At 48.8% G+C, this 18,361-nt stretch carries 18 protein-coding genes; 8 read left to right on the top strand and 10 right to left on the bottom strand.

All coding sequences use genetic code 11. The features are described from left to right. Window positions 1-6: 6 nt before the first annotated feature. The 4 genes from AC0YNT_RS11100 (at window position 7) to AC0YNT_RS11115 (ending at window position 4,513) form a co-directional block, all read left to right on the top strand. A complete protein-coding gene (locus AC0YNT_RS11100; RefSeq protein WP_475804942.1) occupies window positions 7-909 on the top strand; it encodes an ABC transporter ATP-binding protein in 903 nt (300 codons plus the stop codon). An 88-nt stretch (window positions 910-997) separates the two neighbouring features. Next, window positions 998-2,425, top strand: coding sequence for a hypothetical protein (locus AC0YNT_RS11105; protein WP_475804620.1), 1,428 nt, complete (start codon window positions 998-1,000; stop codon window positions 2,423-2,425). A gap of 388 nt (window positions 2,426-2,813) precedes the next feature. Further along, a complete protein-coding gene (locus AC0YNT_RS11110; RefSeq protein ID WP_475804621.1) occupies window positions 2,814-3,914 on the top strand; it encodes a glycosyltransferase family 2 protein in 1,101 nt (366 codons plus the stop codon). Then, window positions 3,911-4,513, top strand: coding sequence for a glycerol-3-phosphate acyltransferase (locus AC0YNT_RS11115; protein ID WP_475804622.1), 603 nt, complete (start codon window positions 3,911-3,913; stop codon window positions 4,511-4,513). The genes AC0YNT_RS11110 and AC0YNT_RS11115 overlap by 4 nt, the downstream gene beginning before the upstream one ends. An 84-nt stretch (window positions 4,514-4,597) precedes the next feature. Here the strand turns inward: AC0YNT_RS11115 and AC0YNT_RS11120 are convergent, their stop codons facing one another. The 3 genes from AC0YNT_RS11120 to AC0YNT_RS11130 all read right to left on the bottom strand — a co-directional run bounded on the left by AC0YNT_RS11120 (window position 4,598) and on the right by AC0YNT_RS11130 (window position 8,104). Continuing rightward, on the bottom strand, window positions 4,598-5,890 hold the full coding sequence (locus AC0YNT_RS11120) for a WD40/YVTN/BNR-like repeat-containing protein (protein WP_475804623.1): 1,293 nt from the start codon (window positions 5,888-5,890) through the stop codon (window positions 4,598-4,600). A gap of 240 nt (window positions 5,891-6,130) precedes the next feature. Then, window positions 6,131-7,039 carry a GyrI-like domain-containing protein gene (locus AC0YNT_RS11125; protein ID WP_475804624.1) on the bottom strand — a complete coding sequence of 303 codons (909 nt, stop codon included), beginning with the start codon at window positions 7,037-7,039 and terminating at the stop codon, window positions 6,131-6,133. A 144-nt stretch (window positions 7,040-7,183) separates the two neighbouring features. Then, window positions 7,184-8,104 carry an aldo/keto reductase gene (locus tag AC0YNT_RS11130; protein ID WP_475804625.1) on the bottom strand — a complete coding sequence of 307 codons (921 nt, stop codon included), beginning with the start codon at window positions 8,102-8,104 and terminating at the stop codon, window positions 7,184-7,186. 337 nt (window positions 8,105-8,441) lie between these two features. Here AC0YNT_RS11130 and AC0YNT_RS11135 point away from each other — a divergent pair, with 337 nt between their 5' ends. After that, a complete protein-coding gene (locus tag AC0YNT_RS11135; protein WP_475804626.1) occupies window positions 8,442-9,302 on the top strand; it encodes a patatin-like phospholipase family protein in 861 nt (286 codons plus the stop codon). A gap of 237 nt (window positions 9,303-9,539) precedes the next feature. Continuing rightward, entirely contained in the window at window positions 9,540-10,193 is a 654-nt protein-coding gene (locus AC0YNT_RS11140; protein ID WP_475804627.1) for a FusB/FusC family EF-G-binding protein, read from the top strand. Window positions 10,194-10,272: 79 nt separating this feature from the next. Here the strand turns inward: AC0YNT_RS11140 and AC0YNT_RS11145 are convergent, their stop codons facing one another. Beyond that, a complete protein-coding gene (locus tag AC0YNT_RS11145; RefSeq protein ID WP_475804628.1) occupies window positions 10,273-10,719 on the bottom strand; it encodes a DUF4395 domain-containing protein in 447 nt (148 codons plus the stop codon). A 179-nt stretch (window positions 10,720-10,898) separates the two neighbouring features. On the opposite strand from AC0YNT_RS11145, the gene AC0YNT_RS11150 reads away from it, so the two are divergent. Both AC0YNT_RS11150 and AC0YNT_RS11155 read left to right on the top strand, forming a co-directional pair. Then, entirely contained in the window at window positions 10,899-11,357 is a 459-nt protein-coding gene (locus tag AC0YNT_RS11150; protein ID WP_475804629.1) for an HPP family protein, read from the top strand. Between the two features lie 103 nt (window positions 11,358-11,460). Further along, window positions 11,461-12,858: an MATE family efflux transporter gene (locus AC0YNT_RS11155; protein WP_475804630.1), complete on the top strand. Its 1,398-nt coding sequence runs from the start codon at window positions 11,461-11,463 to the stop codon at window positions 12,856-12,858. A gap of 73 nt (window positions 12,859-12,931) precedes the next feature. On the opposite strand, the gene AC0YNT_RS11160 is transcribed toward AC0YNT_RS11155, so the two are convergent. The 6 genes from AC0YNT_RS11160 to AC0YNT_RS11185 all read right to left on the bottom strand — a co-directional run bounded on the left by AC0YNT_RS11160 (window position 12,932) and on the right by AC0YNT_RS11185 (window position 18,329). Continuing rightward, complete coding sequence (locus AC0YNT_RS11160) at window positions 12,932-13,171, bottom strand: DUF6953 family protein (protein ID WP_475804631.1); 240 nt, start codon at window positions 13,169-13,171, stop codon at window positions 12,932-12,934. Between the two features lie 922 nt (window positions 13,172-14,093). Beyond that, the gene (locus tag AC0YNT_RS11165; RefSeq protein ID WP_475804632.1) at window positions 14,094-14,528 is read right to left on the bottom strand and encodes a hypothetical protein; all 435 of its coding nucleotides are present in this window, start codon (window positions 14,526-14,528) and stop codon (window positions 14,094-14,096) included. 34 nt (window positions 14,529-14,562) lie between these two features. Beyond that, the gene (locus AC0YNT_RS11170) at window positions 14,563-15,468 is read right to left on the bottom strand and encodes an ABC transporter ATP-binding protein (RefSeq protein WP_475804633.1); all 906 of its coding nucleotides are present in this window, start codon (window positions 15,466-15,468) and stop codon (window positions 14,563-14,565) included. Next, on the bottom strand, window positions 15,455-16,486 hold the full coding sequence (locus tag AC0YNT_RS11175) for an ABC transporter ATP-binding protein (protein ID WP_475804634.1): 1,032 nt from the start codon (window positions 16,484-16,486) through the stop codon (window positions 15,455-15,457). The genes AC0YNT_RS11170 and AC0YNT_RS11175 overlap by 14 nt, the downstream gene beginning before the upstream one ends. A gap of 42 nt (window positions 16,487-16,528) precedes the next feature. Further along, window positions 16,529-17,374 carry an ABC transporter permease gene (locus AC0YNT_RS11180; RefSeq protein WP_441892702.1) on the bottom strand — a complete coding sequence of 282 codons (846 nt, stop codon included), beginning with the start codon at window positions 17,372-17,374 and terminating at the stop codon, window positions 16,529-16,531. A gap of 4 nt (window positions 17,375-17,378) precedes the next feature. Beyond that, complete coding sequence (locus AC0YNT_RS11185; protein ID WP_475804635.1) at window positions 17,379-18,329, bottom strand: ABC transporter permease; 951 nt, start codon at window positions 18,327-18,329, stop codon at window positions 17,379-17,381. Window positions 18,330-18,361 lie beyond the last annotated feature (32 nt).

Raw genomic sequence — 18,361 nt, forward strand, 5'->3', positions numbered from 1 at the left:
AAGCCAATGATTCACTGCGAAGGTCTGGTTAAAATATATAAGTCAGATGACGTAGAAGTGGTTGCCCTTCATGGGCTTAACTTGACGGTCGAGCAGGGCGAGATGATGGCTATCATCGGCAACAGCGGGAGTGGAAAGTCGACTCTTCTGAACATTCTGGGCGGGCTGGATCGTCCGTCTGCTGGACAGGCCAACGTAGGGCCATGGAACTTGCTGAAAATGACCAAAGAACAGCTGATCACCTACAAACGGGAAACCGTTGGGTTCATCTGGCAAAATAACGGCCGCAATCTCGTGCCTTACCTTACGGCGCTGCAAAATGTCGAGCTTCCCATGCTTATCAAAGGCAAGCCGGATCGGGCATATGCGAAGCAGCTGCTTACCGCAGTAGGGCTTGAACGGCGGATGGGCAATCGCCTTACGCAGCTCAGCGGCGGCGAGCAGCAGCGTGTCGCTATCGCGATTGCGCTGGCGAACCGTCCGCAGCTGGTGCTGGCTGATGAGCCAACAGGCTCGGTCGACCGGGCGACGGGCGAGCAAATTTTTGATATTTTCCGCCGATTGAACCGCGAGATGGGGGTAACGATTGTTATCGTTACCCATGATCTGTCGGTCGCCGATCAAGTCGACCGCGTTGTCGCCATTCGCGACGGATTAACGAGTACGGAGTGGATTAAGCGGGAGGGGGAGAAGGCAGCTGTTGGTGATCCTCTTACCCCGTTGAACACAACCTCATTTGGCTCGCGTCACGAGCAGTTTGTTGTGATCGACCATGTCGGACGGCTGCAAATCCCGAAGGACTACCTCGAGCAAATGCAGGTGGAAGGCAAAGCTGTGCTTTCATTTGACGGGAAGCGGGTTTCTATTGGGCCTCCTGAACTGCAGGCGGAGGAGGAAGAAGTAGAGTGAACGTTGGTACAAGTTAATAGCTGAGTATAACCTGATTTCCTGCTAGTATGAGAGATAGATAATCAACGAGAGGAAAGCAGGAAAGCCAATGAAGAAAACTGAGACAAAAACAAAGTCTACAATGGGTAAAGCAGGTCTAGCGGATATACTGTCCAAGTTGACGAAAGATGAGCTGGTAGCGCTGTTGATTCATTTTTCGAGAGAAATAAAGGAAGTGGAGCAGGATCTCGTGTTGCGGTTCATGAGTATGGACACGAAAGCAAGTATGGCTTCATACAAGAAAATGATACGTTCTTCTATTAAGGACAATGCAGATCGTTATGGCTTTGTAGCTTATCGGCAAGTATCTGGTGCTATCGACGGTGCTGAGAAAGTAATGCGGAAAGCAGAGGAAGCCTTAGCTCAAGGACAGTATCTTCATGCTGCTGATATCGTCTTTTGTATATTGCATGAAATGGGAGATTTGCTTCAGTGCTCAGATGATTCCGACGGTATTGTTGGTGGAATGATTAGGGAGTGCTTGGATGTCATTCATCATATTGCTGTTAATCTCGATATTGAGCAGGATGTGACGAAGGATAAGGCAGCTTTATTCCGGTTGATTCTTAGGGAAGCTCTTCATCCTCTTTTGGATGGTTGGAGTGAATGGCAATTATCCCTTATGGAGAGTGCTATGTTATTTCTAAGAACTGAGGCAGAGAGGGCACTTTGGGAAAAGCAGTTGATCGTTTTAAAAGACAAGAACGGCAATTCTTCCTATTTTGAGGAGCATGCTGCTAATCTTCAGTATTTGGTGATACAGTCATATGACGGCGAACAGGAGGCTGAGCGTTATTTAGAAGAGCATCTCAGCTTAACTGTTTTCCGAGAGATGGCTATCAAGCATGCCATAAAGAATGCTAACTTTGAACGGGCACTGCAACTGGTTCAGGACGGAGAAGAGCAAGATGGCAAGAATGGTCTTCCAGGTCTTGTTACGAAATGGAAAGAGTATCGCTATGAGATATACAAAGCCACTAATCAACGGGATCAGCAACTGGCACTCGCGGAAGCGTTCGTCCTGTCAGGAGAGTATACCTATTACCTCGAGTTGAAGGAATTGTGCAATCCTGATGAATGGGAGTCTGTCTATCATCGGGTATTGAATAGTCTGGCTAATGGAGGCAAGGGGTACTGGTCCACGGAGAGATTGTACACTCGAATTCTCATTGAGGAGAAGGAAGTAACAAGGCTTCTCGAGTATGTCCAGAGCAGAAAAAGGCAAATCGTCGAATACTATCCTCACCTTATTAGCCAATATGCCGATGAAGTATATCAACTATTCCAGGAATGGATTACAGAATCCGCTGCAGAGGCTTCGAGTAGGAATCAATATAAAAAGGTCTACGGTACGATTAAGCATCTTATTAAGGCAGGCGGAACTTTAAAAGCGAAGGAAGTAATTGAACAGCTCATACTTGCTTATCCGTATCGTACAGCCCTCAAGGATGAACTAAGGAGTATTAAACTTGCATAGAGGTGCAGCTGTTCCAGTTGCTCCAACAACAATAAGACCCTGTGAGGGTCTTATTGTTGTTTGAATAGCTAAACTTGGCTGGGATAAGACCCTGTGGGGGTCTTATCCGTCAGTGAATGGCTGTAGAATAAGCCGAAATGGCTATTATGTGAAGCGATAAGACCCTGCCAGGGTCTTATCGCTTGTTAGGGCAGTTAGAATTGGCGGGATAAGACCCTGCGAGGGTCTTATCCGCTAGCTAACGGGAGACATTTTTCATTGAACGATCCCATTTCAAGCGATTGTCATAAAAAATCAACGGTCCAAGCCTGCTTCACGAACAGATAAACGTCCTAGAACAACAGCGGAAGCCATATATTTGTTATATATGCAAAATGGGGGTGTGGATATGGGGATGTTGATCACAGCATTGCTCGTATGCGCTTGTGCCATGGGGCTGGTGTTATTCCGCAAAAATACGATCCCCGTCTACCGTGAGGGTCCCATTCAGCAGGGGAAGCTGTCCGTCATTATTCCGGCAAGAAATGAAGAAGGCAACCTGCCTCACTTGCTGAGCTCACTTCAAGCTCAAACTTACACGGACTTGGAAATTATCGTCGTAGATGACCATTCAGAGGATCAGACCAGAGAAATCGCGGAGAGTTACGGAATCAAGGTGATTACGAATCCCGAGCTCCCTTTGGGATGGACAGGCAAGAATTGGGCGGTATGGAACGGTTACCTTCAGGCTACCGGTGATTTAATTGCTTTTCTGGATGCGGATGTCCGTCTTGCACCACATGCACTTCGCTCCCTTCTTACTTCAAGAGAACAAGAGGGCGGGGTTATTTCTGTCGTGCCGTTCCATATTGCTGAGAGTTTTTATGAGCGGTTAGCGTTGATCGTGAACGTATTAGGCTTATTTGCCTTCACGTCTCCAATGGAGCTGACAAACCCGAATAAAGGCTTGTATGGCTCCTGCATCCTCACCACAAGAGCGGATTATGAAAAGGCAAAAGGCCATGAAGGTGTAAAGGCTGAAGTGCTGGATGATCTCAACTTAGGGGCAAGGTTTATGGAAGCCGATGTAAAAGTGACCAATTACATCGGACGCGGCATGGTTTCCTTTCGGATGTATCCAGGCGGTATCAAGAGTGAGATTCAAGGCTTCAGTAAAGGAGCGGTGCTTAGCACCAGCAAGTTGAACATCCGAACATCGCTGCTTGTTGCCGTATGGCTGATCGGCCTAATTGCCGCGGAAGCCGCACCTTTTGTTATAGGTACCTCTTATCTCCTGCCTTTTGCTATTGGATATGTGCTGTACACGCTGCAAATTTATTACTTTGTCCGTTATACCGGAAGGTTCGGGATATGGCTGCCCATCGTCCATATGCTGAGCACGGTCTTTTTCCTCTATATCATGCTGTATTCTCTTTATCAGGTGGTGTTTCTACGGCAGGTTGCTTGGAAAGGCAGAAGCATTAAGGTTGGGGGGCGTGGCAATCCATGATTATTTTATGGACAGCGGCATCGTTTCTGGCAGGTTCCTTGATGTTCTCGTATTTGATTGGATTAGCGAAAAATCATAATCTCCAAGAATATGGTGATGGCAATCCCGGTGCAATCAACTTGTGGAAAGCAACGGGTTATACCTACGGCATTGCCGGGATTGCACTGGACTTCTTGAAAGGGTATTTACCGATGCTTTGGCTCCACCATGGCGGTGACGTAACGGGTTTTGCTCTTGTTTTTCCGGCTGCTGCGGCTATTCTTGGGCATATCTTTTCTCCGTTTACGGGCTGGAAAGGCGGCAAAGCCATTGCAGTGACGTTTGGCGTATGGAGCGGGCTGACGGGATTTGCGGTATCGCTTGCGTATGCGATTATACTTGCTGTACTGCTCTCGGTAACGAGACTGATCAACAAAGGCAGGTCAACCTCTTCAGAAACGGATGCCTTTCATGTTGTGCTTGGTATGCTCCTGCTGTCGATTTATTTGGTTCTGGATCATTACTCTTGGCCCATTGTTCTGCTTGGCGTTATTAACTTTATTCTGCTTTCTTATTCGCATCGGAAGGAGCTCATTGGCGTTAAGGATGTGAATAATTAACGTCATATAGCTTTATATAAAAAAGCCCTCCATCATACGCCGATTGATTATCGGGTATGAGGAGGGCTTTTCTGGCTACTCTGCTTATGGCTTCTTGAAGGTATACACCTTATGCAAGGTCTTGCCGCCATCCGTAGAGGTGTACAAGACAGATGGATCGGTATGATCTGTTGTGATGAACCAAATATGACTCGCGTCAGAAGCGCCAATAACTTGGGTGCCGTAACCGGTCAATTCCGCCTTGCTGATCGTCCAGCTCTTACCGCCGTCTTTGGTTTCCATCAAAGTGTTGGCTTTATCGCAAGCTTGGCATTGACCGCCCATAATCGCTGTTTGTGAATTGACAACATACAACGTGCCAGGGCTTGAGCTGGTCATGCCGCTTGGAACCTTCGGGTCGTCCATTGTAAACCCGGGAGCGGGACCAGATCCTGCGCCGTTCTTCACAATTGCCGGGAGCCAAGTTTTGCCACCGTCGGTTGTGTGGAAGAGCGAGTAGGAGGTTTGCGACATACCTGAGCCACCAATGAGCTCAATCCAAGCATCGTTTGCTGCCGTAGAGCGGATGATGACGTTATTAGGGGCTTCTTCTGTTGAGCGCGTCATAACAGTGTCCCAGGTTTTTCCGCCATTTGCTGTATGCATGAAGAGCATCTTGCCATTCACCATTTGTACAGCCCAGCCATTGTTGAGGTCATGGAAGTACACTTCGCCGATTTCTTTGCCAGGTGTTTGCAATGTTGTCCACGTCTTACCGCCATCCTTGGTCATGGCATCGTCGCTAAAGGCTGTTTTGTCATTGGTAAAATGGAGATAGCCGCGGTTAGGCACAGTGCCTGCTTTCGTCCATGTTTTGCCGCCGTTAGTAGATTGAATCAGTGTCAGGCTGCTTTCGCTCTCGTCGCCAATGGTTGCCCAAACTTTGCTGCTGCTCAGAGCGAAAATTTGGTTAACCGGTTTGTTGCCTGCGTATTGAAGCTTAAAGTGGGCGCCGCCGTCTTCTGTTCTTGCAATTTGGCCGTTGCCGGCAACCCAGCCAGTCTTGGAGTCAGCAAGGCGCAGGGCTGTAACGGTGCTGATTTGAACGGTTTTTTCACCAGTACTAACTGGAGTTGGATTCCCGGAGGTACCGCCGCCGGTATTGCCGGGCTGCTGTGAAGAGGTGTCTTCGTCAGGGCTGGTACTAGGCGTACTCGTACCCGTATCCGTGTCCGTATTTGTATTGCTAGAGTTCGATGAAGGAGCAGAGGAATTGTTCCCGGCTTCTTCCGATGCTGGCGTGTTATTCGAAGTATTGTCAGCTTTCGAGCAGCCTGCCAAGAGCAGGGATAAACTGAGCGTCACGAGGAGAAGCAGGGTGCTGATTTTCTTAATCATGATGTTCACCGCCTAAATGGTTTATAGATATAGCTTAACCTTCCTCCCCTTAGACGAACCATGTGGAGAGAGTGTTGCAGTAAATTTTAGTAATAAAGTATTTTGATCAGTTGATGGGGAAAGGAGTTGGGCGAACGGGTACGAAAAGCGAAATAAGAGGAAAAACCGTATTACAGGGGGCGTCGAAAGTACGATTGCAAAAAAAAAGCGCGAGAGCATAAGCCCTCGCGCTGTCCCAAACTATTCAGCTTTTTTCTTAATCGGGATATAGATATCCATCTGGATTTCAGACAGCTCATGGTTGCTGCGCTCATCATACAGCTCAAACTCCGGCTTGCCTGCATGCTCGTAGCCGGAATGAGGGAACCATTCCCCGAAGATTGTCATCCAGGTGCTTTGGATGGAGGAGGAGAACTGTTCACGCGGAACCTTTGGCGTGGTGAATACAGCGTACTCCGCGGCATCAAACTCGCTGCAGACGAGGCCTTCGCCCTTTACACCTTCAAAGCTTTCCGCTTCCATACCAATCAGATAAGAGAAGCTGTCGGAGTCCATATCGAATTTATGGCAGATGCCAAGCTCGACAGGGGAGTCCTTATGCACGCGGTTGGGGATGCTCTTATTAAGACCTTTTTGAATATATTCCTGCCAGAAGGCCGGGATCTCTCTATGATTGTCACCATTTGCTCTTGTGCGGATCTCGTAGCCGATCACTTTGAAAGCAGGCTTCGTTATAATTTTGTAATCCATTCGTATTCCTCCTAAATAGGGATTGTACTTGCGCTGCAGCACATTCAGCTTGGAGTATGACGGGGGCTTAATTTCCCGTTTACGGTAGTCACCCGGTGTCATTTCGAACATGCGCTTGAAAGCTCGGGTAAAGGTCTCATGATTCTGAAACCCCGTATCGAGCGCGATATCGATCAGTTTCGCATCCGAATAAGCAACCTGATAAGCGGATATCGCCAGACGACGTTTACGCACATATTCCATCACGGTCTCTCCTGCCATGGATTGAAAGACACGGTGAAAATGAAAGTCCGAAAGCCTCGCAACCTGCGCCAGCCGCGATAAAGAAAGCTCTTCGGCAATATGGGCTTCGATGTAATCAATCGTCTGTTGAATCTGCATCAAATAATCCTGCTTCATTCGGATGTCTAACCTCCTCGTTCTCGATGACCTCATTGTATACGAATGGATGCTCCCGTTCTTGATGATTCTTGCTCTAAGAGTATAAAACAGCAGCCTCTGGTCATCCAAGACCAGAGGCTGCTGCTATACTTTCGAAGAAGCTTATGGCAAAATATTGCCTGCTGCGCGGTAGATCGCGTACCATTCTTCGCGGGTAAGTGTAATGTCGGATGCTTTTACGCAGTCTACCAGACGTTCGATATTCATCGAACCGATAACCGGCTGCATTTTCGCAGGGTGACGGAGAATCCAAGCGATCGCAATCGTTGTGTTGCTCACGTCATATTTGCCAGCGATCTCATCGATCACTTGGTTCAGCTCAGGGAACTTGTCGCTTCCGAGGAATACACCCTCGAAGAAGCCGTATTGGAATGGCGACCAAGGCTGTACCGTAATGTCGTTCAGGCGGCAGTAGTCGAGAATGCTGCCGTCGCGGTTAATCGCGGAGCTGTTCTCCATATTCACATTAATGCCGTTGGAGATCATGTTCGCGTTTGTGATGCTCAGTTGAAGCTGGTTCGCAACGATTGGTTGTTTCACCGATTTCTTGAGCAGCTCGATTTGCATCGGGTTCTGGTTCGATACGCCGAAGTGACGTACTTTGCCGGAGCTTTGCAGACGGTCGAATGCTTCAGCAACTTCATCAGGCTCAACCAATGCATCTGGACGGTGCAGCAGCAGAATGTCGAGGTAGTCGGTGTTCAGGCGCTTCAGGATCGCATCCGTCGAAGCAAGGATATGCTCCTTCGAGAAGTCGAACATAACGCCGGGCTTAATGCCGCATTTGGATTGCAAAATGATGTTCTCACGAACACTGTCGTTCATATGAATGGCTTCTGCGAAGATTTCCTCGCATGTGCCGGCGCCGTAAATGTCTGCGTGGTCGAAGAAGTTTGCCCCTTGCTCAAGTGCCGTTTGGACAAAACGCTCTGCCCCTGCTTTATCCAAGGAATTAATACGCATACAGCCAACCGCAACTACCGGTACTTCGAGCGTGCTGTTTCCGAGTTGAATCGTTCTCATTTATAAGTCCTCCTAAAAAGAATTGTGAAGCAATTCTTGCTTCGTAAGCATTTAATTGTGAAGCAATTCTTGCTTCGAAAGCATGTGCTTAAAGAATTGTGAAGCAATTCTTGCTACGTAAGCATCCGCTATAAATCGCATATGTAACCTTTTTGATTGTGACATAGTTGGCAAGCGGTTTCAAGACAAGGACTTAGGGAAGTTTGTTAAGTTTTTTTAGCCATGCCTCTGCGCCTATCCATTTTAGGCCGGATGCCAAATTGACTAACGCGAACGGCGATGGCTACAATTACAGTAACGAATAGAGGCAGAGCCTCATATAGGGAGGCAAAAGGGCATGAGCCAAGCAGAATCGATCGGACTCATATTGGAAGGTGGAGGCATGCGCGGCGTTTATACGGCCGGGGTGCTGGAGTTTTTTTCAGAGCATAACATTTATTTTCCATATATGATCGGGGTGTCGGCGGGTGCCTGCATGGGGGCGAGTTATCTGTCGAGACAGCTTGGACGCAACCGGGTCGTAAATGTAGAGTGGGTGAGCGATCCGAGATATATCTCATGGAACAATCTTTGGAAAAAAGGACAGCTCTTCGGGATGGACTTTATCTTCGATGAAATCCCAAATAAACATGTTCCATTCGATTACGAAGCTTTCCGGAATAGTCCGGAGGAGTTCGTCATCGGCACGACTGACTGCGTAACGGGAGAGACCGTCTATTATCGGAAAAGCGATCCAGACTTCGACCTCTTGCAGCTGCTCAGGGCATCCAGCTCCCTTCCCTTTATTGCGCCAATAGTCGAATATGGCCGCCGTAAGCTGCTGGATGGCGGGATCTCCGATCCGATTCCACTGCGAAAAGCCGAGAGTGATGGCTGTAAGCGTAATGTTCTTATTCTGACAAGGAATGAGGATTACCGGAAGTCGCCGGGACGGTTTGGCTGGATTGTTCAGCGTGCCTACCGGAAATATCCGAAGCTGGTGGAGAAGATGTTCAAGCGGCATGAGCGTTACAATGAGACACTTGATTATATAGCGGAGCAGGAGCGCACGGGCCTGGCATTTGTGATTCGGCCGCAAGAGACGCTTGTGGTCGGGCGGATGGAGCGGGACCCAGTGAAACTAGACGCGCTTTACAGGCAGGGATATGAGGATGCGAAGCGGATGATGCCGCAGCTACGGGAATGGTTGGAACAATAAGAACGAGGATTGCGGACGGTGCAGCGTTTATTTTATAATCTTAGTAGTAAAGGGAGGCGGTAAAAATGGCAAATCAATTTGCCGGATTACGAATCAGCTTCATGCAGAGCCTGAATTAGGGGCGATACTTTGCATGGGGCGTACTTGAAAGAATGGTCGCCCGGCTATCGTTTCTAATAATGGGCTTTGCACCTTATTGATTTATGATTTTATACCAAATAAGGGGCTGACAAAGCAATGTATACACCATTTATTAGAAACCATCAATTGAATGTCATTAAAAAGCAAGCAGGTCAACTGCAGCAAGCCTGCAGTACCGTATCGGATCCGAAGGTGATTGAATCGGTTCGATCAAACACGTCATTTAAAGTCATGGAAGCTTTCCCTGGCGCGTCGGAGCAGGAGCAGCAGCTGCTTGGAAGCTTTGCGTCATTAAGTTCCCCGCAGGAATTCCAGGGCTATGTGCGCTCACTTGAAGAGTACGTTCTGCCATTCGAGAAGGTCGAAGAGAAGCAGCTGAAGAAGCTGTTCCCGAAGGTAAAGAAGCTGAAGGTTCCTGACCTCGCGGCGATGGATCTTCGCTATATCACTTATATGGGCTGGACGGATATTGGCACGAACAAGATGTATCTCGCTTATCATTTGAACGGTCGACTGGTAGGAGTAGAGGCTAGATTCACGCCTGTGCAGAAGAAAAGCGTATGCTTCCTATGTAACAAGCATGAAGAAGTGGCGTTAGTCTCGGCGATTACGAAGTCGAAGCCAGCGAATGCTTCGCCAGATTACTACAAGGCGATTGGCAACTATATGTGTGTGAACAGCGACACCTGCAACAAGAACATTACGGACGTGACCGTGCTAGAACGGTTTATCTCTGATATTGTTCTCTAAGCTTATATACAAAAGAGCCCGCCAAATTTGGCGGGCTTTTTCTTACCACATCGGATTCCGATTGGAGTTATTCTCATGGTTAATGTCTTTGCTGGCGCAGACGAAACTGTTTGTATTGGAAGTACATGAAGCAGCCAAGGCAAAAGCCGCTTAAGGCAGCCACAACGGCAGCTGTGAGCATGCCAAGGCTGATATAGGACAGTACGGTTAAGCCGAGAAAGTGTGCTGCGAGTGTAACGAAAAGGAACAGAATAGCGAGCAGATTGTTGAAACGCAGCAGCTCCCGTGCTTCAGTGCGTGGGCTTACCGGCAGTAACGGTGAGAACACGCGGACGAAAACGTTATATTTTACTCCATACGTACGACTGATTAATTGCACGACGAGGGGCAAGGCAAGAATCCACCATTGCTGAGTTAGGACGGTTGCGATCACGCTCAGTAGAATGCCAAGCTGATTGCCACGTACACGGTGTAAAGGCACTTCCTCTACACATTCATAACTTAAATTAACGACCGGCTGGGACATGAACATCCTCCGTTCAAGGTTCGATTTATAAAATCGGTTATATTCAGTATACACTAAATCATAGTTATCGGGTAGGAAATAAAGAGTATAATTTTAGAGATTGACGCTCTATCCAAAACTCTTTACAATGGAGCAGGCGCAAAATTGCACGGCCGCTACAGGAGGTAATCAAGAAGCTCATGAACTTGAAAACAATCGTGATTTGTCTCTACGTAGGGCTTATTTACTGGCTGTCTCTACATTTCTCCTTCCTGGATACACTGTTCTTCCCAACGCTTGGTGCGTTTAGTTTTCTCTTCTTATCCCGCTCGTCGACCATATCCGAAGTGGGAAAAGTCACCTTTGGTGCCGTCGTATCCTCCGGAATTGGGACGTTGCTCTATTACATTTATCCAAGCGCAATCTCGTTATTTGTTAACGTCATTATAACGATCTGGTTAATTAATAAATTCAAGTGGAATGCCCCGCCAATTGTGGCCGTGGCGCTTATTCCGTTCTTTTCACACTCGGCTCATCACTGGGCTATTCCGCTCTCTGTATGTGCGGCGCTGCTTGGCCTTATGCTGGTGCTCTATATCGCCGGGCTCGTCGAGAGCAGACGTGCGACTGCTTATGAATCGAAATCCACAGCCGCTTAGGCTGTGGATTTTATGTCTTTGGGAGCAATCCACAAAGGACAAATCTCTGCTATAGTAAGAGATAACTGAAGCTTTACCAATCCAACAAGAAGAATGTGATGATATGGGTATAGGACGACCCAGACAACTAGGAAGGCGTGAAGCTTTCCTGAATCGACACTTTACCGGAGTGTCCATTGATTACAGACAGATTATATCCTTGTTTATTCCGATTCTGATCGATCAGGCGTTCCTCGTTGGTCTGAACCTTGTGAATACCGCGATGATTAGTTCATCTGGTGTTGACGCGGTTAGTGCCGTTAATATGGTGGATTCGCTTAATATATTCCTGATCAGTGTCTTTATCGCGGTGTCGACCGGGGGAACGGTTGTTGTTGCCCAGTATAAAGGCAGCGGGAACGATCAGATGGTATCCAAATCAGCGGCAAGCTCCGTATCCTCGGTTACGTTAGTTGCCCTTGCGATCAGCTTAATTGTGGTGGCTTTCCATAATCCAATGCTGAATCTGCTGTTTGGTGCTGCAACACCGGAAGTATTCGCAGAAGGCAAGACGTATCTGATCGGCAGCGGCTTGTCCTATGTCGGGATTGCGATGATGGAGGCTGTATGCGGAGCATTGCGTGGTATCGGGCGAAGCCGGGCTTCTCTGATGTTGTCCCTCGTTATGAACCTGTCGTATGTACTGCTGAATATTGTCTTTATTAACCTTATGCATATGGGCGTGCTTGGACTGACGATTTCCGTGAATATCTCCCGCTATGCGGCTGCAATTCTCGCTATTATTTATCTGGTGAAGATTGATACGAGCCTGCGGCTGCGTATTCGGGATTTGCTGGCGTTCAATTTGACCATGCTGAAAAAGATTCTGTTCATCGGTATGCCGTTTGCAGCGGAGCAGATGTTCTTTAATGGCGGGAAAATCGTCACCCAAACGTTTGTCGTTGGTCTTGGCACCTATGCCATCGCGACAAATGCGATAAGCGGCTCGCTTGCCAATGTCCTTCAAATTCCTTCGAATGCTTTGGCGATCACGACAATTACGGTAATTGGTCAATGTATCGGGCAGCAAAATATTGAGGATGCCAGGAAGTTTACACGATCCTTCCTGTGGCTGTCGGCCGCGTGTCTGCTCTTCATGACGATTATTATGATTCCACTATTCTATCCGCTGGTAGGGCTGTTCCATCCCCCAGCAGAGATTGTAGATGATATCCTGATCATTTCGCTTATTAATGCCCTCATGCAAGTGGTGTTCTGGTCAATCAGCTTTATTATGCCGTCAGCTCTTCGCGCAGCAGGGGATTCGAAGTTTACATCTGTTGTATCGTTATTATCCATGTGGTTGTTCCGGATTGTACTTGGTTACTTGCTCGCAATCGTCTTCGACTTTGGAATCATCGGTGTCTGGGTTGCGATGAATCTGGAGTGGGGCGTGCGGGGAATGATCTTCCTCTGGCGCTTCCGCGGCAAGAAGTGGTACCGGCATAAGTTAATTGATTAATAGTTGTGTGTAAAAAAGCCTCCAATGCTGCATATACGCAGATTTGGAGGCTTTTTTTGCTATGAGGGGAGAGCTATGTCCAAGCCCAGAAGAAACCGTCCCGGTCCCAAGCAACTCTACCTTTATGCTGCTTACGGAAGGCCTTCTTCACTTCCTTCTCAAGCGAGATATTACCGTTCTCATTCACGAAGATGTATTGCTCGCCAAAATGCTGCTTCACATGCTCAATGGCCTCTTCCTGACGAAGGATGCCTCTAAACTTAATCTCGTTAATCATCCACTCAGCAATTTGGTTCTCGGTTGTTGTATCCACGTTATGTGTGACCTCCTATAAGGCAAGCTGCTGCCTAATTACGCTATTATACCACTGCCGTATTTCTGCTGGGCGCGTTCCTTACGTTGGATTTCGTCCAACGTAAGTCAGCTCAGCGCAAGCTGCTGCGAGCTGCATTGGATTCTATCCAGTAACTTCCGCCAAATTGAGCCACTCTCGTCTATATGAGCGCATTCTGCTGGAGAATATCCAATGTAGCTTCAGCTACTTGGCCTAGTGCACCATTACGCTGTATGAAATCCAACATAGGCAAGTGTGCGGGCATGAAGCCACCAGTTACTTCTTACTGGGCGCGTTCCTTACGTTGGATTTCGTCCAACGTAAGTCAGCTCAACGCAAGCTGCTGCGAGCTGCATTGGATTCTATCCAGTAACTTCCGCCAAATTAAGCCACTCTCGCCTATATGAGCGCATTCTGCTGGAGAATATCCAATGTAGCTTCAGCTACTTGGCCTAGTGCACCATTACGCTGTATGAAATCCAACATAGGCAAGTGTGCGGGCATGAAGCCACCAGTTACTTCTTACTGGGCGCGTTCCTTACGTTGGATTTCGTCCAACGTAAGTCAGCTCAACGCAAGCTGCTGCGAGCTGCATTGGATTCTATCCAGTAACTTCCGCCAAATTAAGCCACTCTCGCCTATATGAGCGCATTCTGCTGGAGAATATCCAATGTAGCTTCAGCTACTTGGCCTAGTGCACCATTACGCTGTATGAAATCCAACATAGGCAAGTGTGCGGGCACGAAGCCACCAGTTACTCTTGCTAGGCGCGTTCCTTACGTTAGATTTCGTCTGATTCCATCGATGAAATCCCAAGTATAAGGAGAAGAAACAGGGGCAGTCCGAAAAGTCATGAAAGAATGATGACTTTTCGACTGCCCCTAATTAAACACATGAATTCTTAACGCTGAATGGGTTCGATACGGTACGAACCCGCCTTGCCGTTAATCGGCTCGATCGACCAGCCAAACGACAGCGCCATTTTCACGCGCTCCAGTTGTTCTGGAGTTAGCTGAGCCGTTACGGCTTCTTGTCCGGCTTCGAGCTCAAGCTGAGGCTCTTCGCCAAAGGCAACCCAGATCCAGCTGCGGATACCGCGCACGGTATTGTATTTAATCTGGTAGCCGTTACGTACCGCAGATTCGAACGTCTCCGGTTCTTTCTGAGCAAAAGCAGCCAAATCGCTGTAGTTAAATTGGAAGATACTATCGTCCGTTGGGAGATCAACTCCACTTGTAACTCTTGCAATAATCTCGTCGTTGGACCAGCCATGTCCCTTACGGAGCGACTCCACGAGTAATGCATCCCATTGTGACAGCTTCACGATATTCGTCATTAGGTTTCAGCCTCCCTTAGCTAGCTCGTCTGCCTTACGGCAGTGCTACAAAATGTCCCGGACTAACTTCTCTAAGCACCGCAGCTTCTTCAGCTGCAGCATTCGGTGTATAAATAACCCGTTCGACTACTGCACGTGGATCCGGTACTGGAATTGCAGACAGCAGCGCTTTTGTATACGGATGAAGGGGGTTCTCGTACAGCTCATCGCTGTCCGCTACTTCCACAAGACGTCCGTGATACATCACGCCGATCCGGTCCGAGATATGCCGAACCATCGAAAGGTCATGGGCGATAAACAAATACGTAAGACCAAATTCAGCCTGTAAATCTTCAAGCATGTTAACAACCTGTGCCTGTACGGATACGTCCAGCGCTGAGATCGGTTCATCACAGACAACAAAGTCGGGACGTACGGATAAAGCGCGGGCAATCGAGATCCGCTGGCGTTGACCACCGCTGAACTCATGAGGGAAACGGGTCAGATGCTCACGCTTCAGACCAACCTTTTCGAGTAATGCGCCAACGGCTTCTTTCCGCTCATCCAAATTTTTATATAGACCGTGAATATTCATCGGCTCGCCGATCAGGTCCAGCACGCTCATGCCGGGGTTCAGCGAGGAATAGGGATCTTGGAAAATCGACTGGATACGCCGGCGGAACGGCTTTAGCTGTTTCTCACCAAGCTTAGCTAGATCATGTCCGTCGAACTTAACCGTTCCATCCGTGTAATCGTACAGACGCAGAGTGCATCGGCCAACCGTTGATTTACCGCTGCCCGACTCGCCAACAAGACCAAATGTCTCGCCCTGGCGGATCTGGAAGCTGACACCGTCAACAGCCTTCAATACTTCCGAAGTACGGCCCCAAGCATCACGGCTCTTTACAAAATGTTTCTTAAGCTGCTGGACGTCCACCAGCACTTTTTTATCCTCTGACATGTGCAGCGCTCCCTTCAAGCTCCGGATGGCGCGCGATTTCGGCTTGAACTTCAGCATCGTTCAACCAGCAGAGGGCACGATGGCCTTCGCTGATTTCAAAATGCGGAGGAAGCTCCGCACATTTTGGCATCGCATGCGGACAGCGCTCCATGAACGGGCATCCCGAAGGTGGATCAAGCAGATCCGGCGGAGTGCCTTCAATCGGCACAAGCCGCTCACGCGAGCCGCCTTGACGCTGCGGAACCGAGCGAAGCAGGCCTTGGGTATACGGATGCTTGGAACGATAGAAGATGTCTTCCACCGTGCCTTCTTCCATCACCATGCCGCCATACATGACGATGACGCGGCTGCATACCTGCGCGACAACACCAAGATCATGGGTGATCAGCGCGATGGACGCGCTAGTCTTATCTTTTAATTCTTTGAGCAGATCGAGGATCTGCGCTTGAATCGTTACGTCAAGAGCCGTCGTTGGCTCATCGGCGATAAGCAGCTCCGGCTGGCAGGATAATGCCATCGCGATCATGACGCGCTGGCGCATGCCGCCGCTGAATTCATGCGGATACTGCTGAACGCGGCGTTCCGGCTCAGTAATGCCAACCTGCCGAAGCATTTCGACCGCTTCTTTCAAAGCGGCATCCTTGCTAAGACCACGATGCCGGCGAATGACTTCGATCATCTGATGACCGATCTTTTTGACTGGATTAAGCGAGGTCATCGGATCTTGGAACACCATTGCGATCCGGTTGCCGCGTATCTGACGCCATTTGCGCTCGGATAAACCGCTCAAGTTCTCTCCGGCAAATGTAATTTCGCCGCTGACAATTTGGCCTGGAGGCGGAATCATCGCCATGATAGCTTTGGCGGTAACACTTTTGCCGCTGCCTGATTCACCAACGATGCCGATCGTTTCGCCTTGATCAATATGAAGGCTGACGCCGCGAACCGCTTTATTTTCTCCGCTGCGGGTATGGAATGATACTTGTAGGTTATTGACGGTTAGCAGCCTGTCTGCCATCTAACGTTCACTCCTTTCGGACGCGCACGGGGCAAGAAAATCTTAACGCTTGCCCAGCTTTGGCTCGAAGCCAACGCGCAGTATATCACCTAGAATATTAAAGCTGAGCACCGTCAGCAGAATGAATAAACCTGGGAACAACGCAAGGTAAGGCGCTTGTGCGATATAGCCCTGCGCATTGTTCAGCATACTTCCCCAAGTTGCATTAGGAGCTTGTACCCCAAATCCGAGGAAGCTTAGGGATGATTCCATCATAATCGCGGATGCGACGTTGTTCGTGGCGCCAACGATAATGACCGGCACAAGGCTAGGGAAGATATGACGGAAAATAATACCCCAGTGGTTTTGACCGGAGGCTTTTGCATACAGTACATATTCGCGCTCCAGAATTGTCATCGTCTCTGCTCGTATGATACGTGCCATGTTCATCCACATCAGGAGTCCAATAATGAGGACGATACTAGTCAGGTTCGGCTTCAGGAATACACTGAGCAGGAGCATAACCAGGAACGATGGGATGGACAAAATGACTTCCAGGAAACGCATCAGCAGATTGTCGATCCAACCGCCGAAGTAGCCGCTGACAACGCCAACGATCACTCCGATTGAAGTCGCCAGAATCATAGCCGAGAAACCAACCATGAGGGATACTCGTCCGCCGTACAACGCACGGGCGAAGTAGTCGCGGCCGTAGTCATCTGTGCCGAACCAATGCTCGGAGCTTGGCGACTTCAGTCGCTGCAAGGCGTCCAGAGCATTCGGATCATGAGAGGAGAGGAAAGCAAAGACCGCTCCTAGTATAAAAATAACGAGAATCGCGATAGACACGATCCCCATTTTGCTGCGTACGAGCTCGAGGCCCGCATTTCGCCATTTGGTCCGATTCATGAGCTCACCTCGTTGATTTGATTCTCGGATCGGCGAATCCGTATAAAATATCCGCAAGCAAGTTGCCGATGATCAGGAACAAGGCGGAGAAGAGCGTAATACCCATAATAACGGGATAATCCATCCCTTTTACAGCTGTCATGCCAAGCGAGCCAATGCCCGGCCAGGAAAAGACCGTTTCCGTCACAATCGCGCCGGTAACAAGGTCCGCCATCGACATCCCAAGCAGCGTAATAACCGGCAGCAGGACATGCTTCATCACATGCCGGAACAGCACTTGCCGGCGAGTTGCGCCAAAGGCGTATTGAATTTGAACGTAGTCTTCCTTCAGCTGGCCAATCGTGCTGGAACGGATGTACCGTACATAGACCGACAAGAAGCCAAAGGCGAGAACTGTACAAGGCAGAATGCCGTGCTTAATGACATCCCAAGAAGAGTGGACACCGATCGTCCGCATACCCATAATCGGGAGCCAGTGCAGTTCAATTGCGAATAAATAGATAAGTAAAATAGCGAGATAGAACAGCGGTACCGAAATGCCGACGTAAGAGATCATATTGATCAGCTTATCCTGCCAGCGGTCACGGTTCGCGCCAGCTGTGAGTCCAAGCGGAATAGCTAGCAGAACAGCAAGGGCAAGGGCGCAGCCCATCAGTCCTGCAGTTGCCGGCAAACGGTCTAGAATTTGATCCATAACAGGCTGATGATTCACAAGCGAATAACCAAGATTACCTTGGAACAGCTCTTTGATCCATAACAAATATTGCATATAAGCAGGCTTATCGAGCCCTAAGTTATGACGAATACGTTCAATATCTTCGGGATGCATGTTAGGCGTCACGAAGGAAAGAACAGGATCCCCGGGAGCCAGCTTAATTAAGGCAAAGCAGGCGATCGAGACGAAGAGCAGCAATGGAATCGTCTGCAGTAAGCGTCTAGCGATGAGTTGTCTCATACGATTGTCTCCTATGCTGTTTACGGCAAAAA

This window comes from Paenibacillus sp. J22R56 (assembly GCF_056269375.1).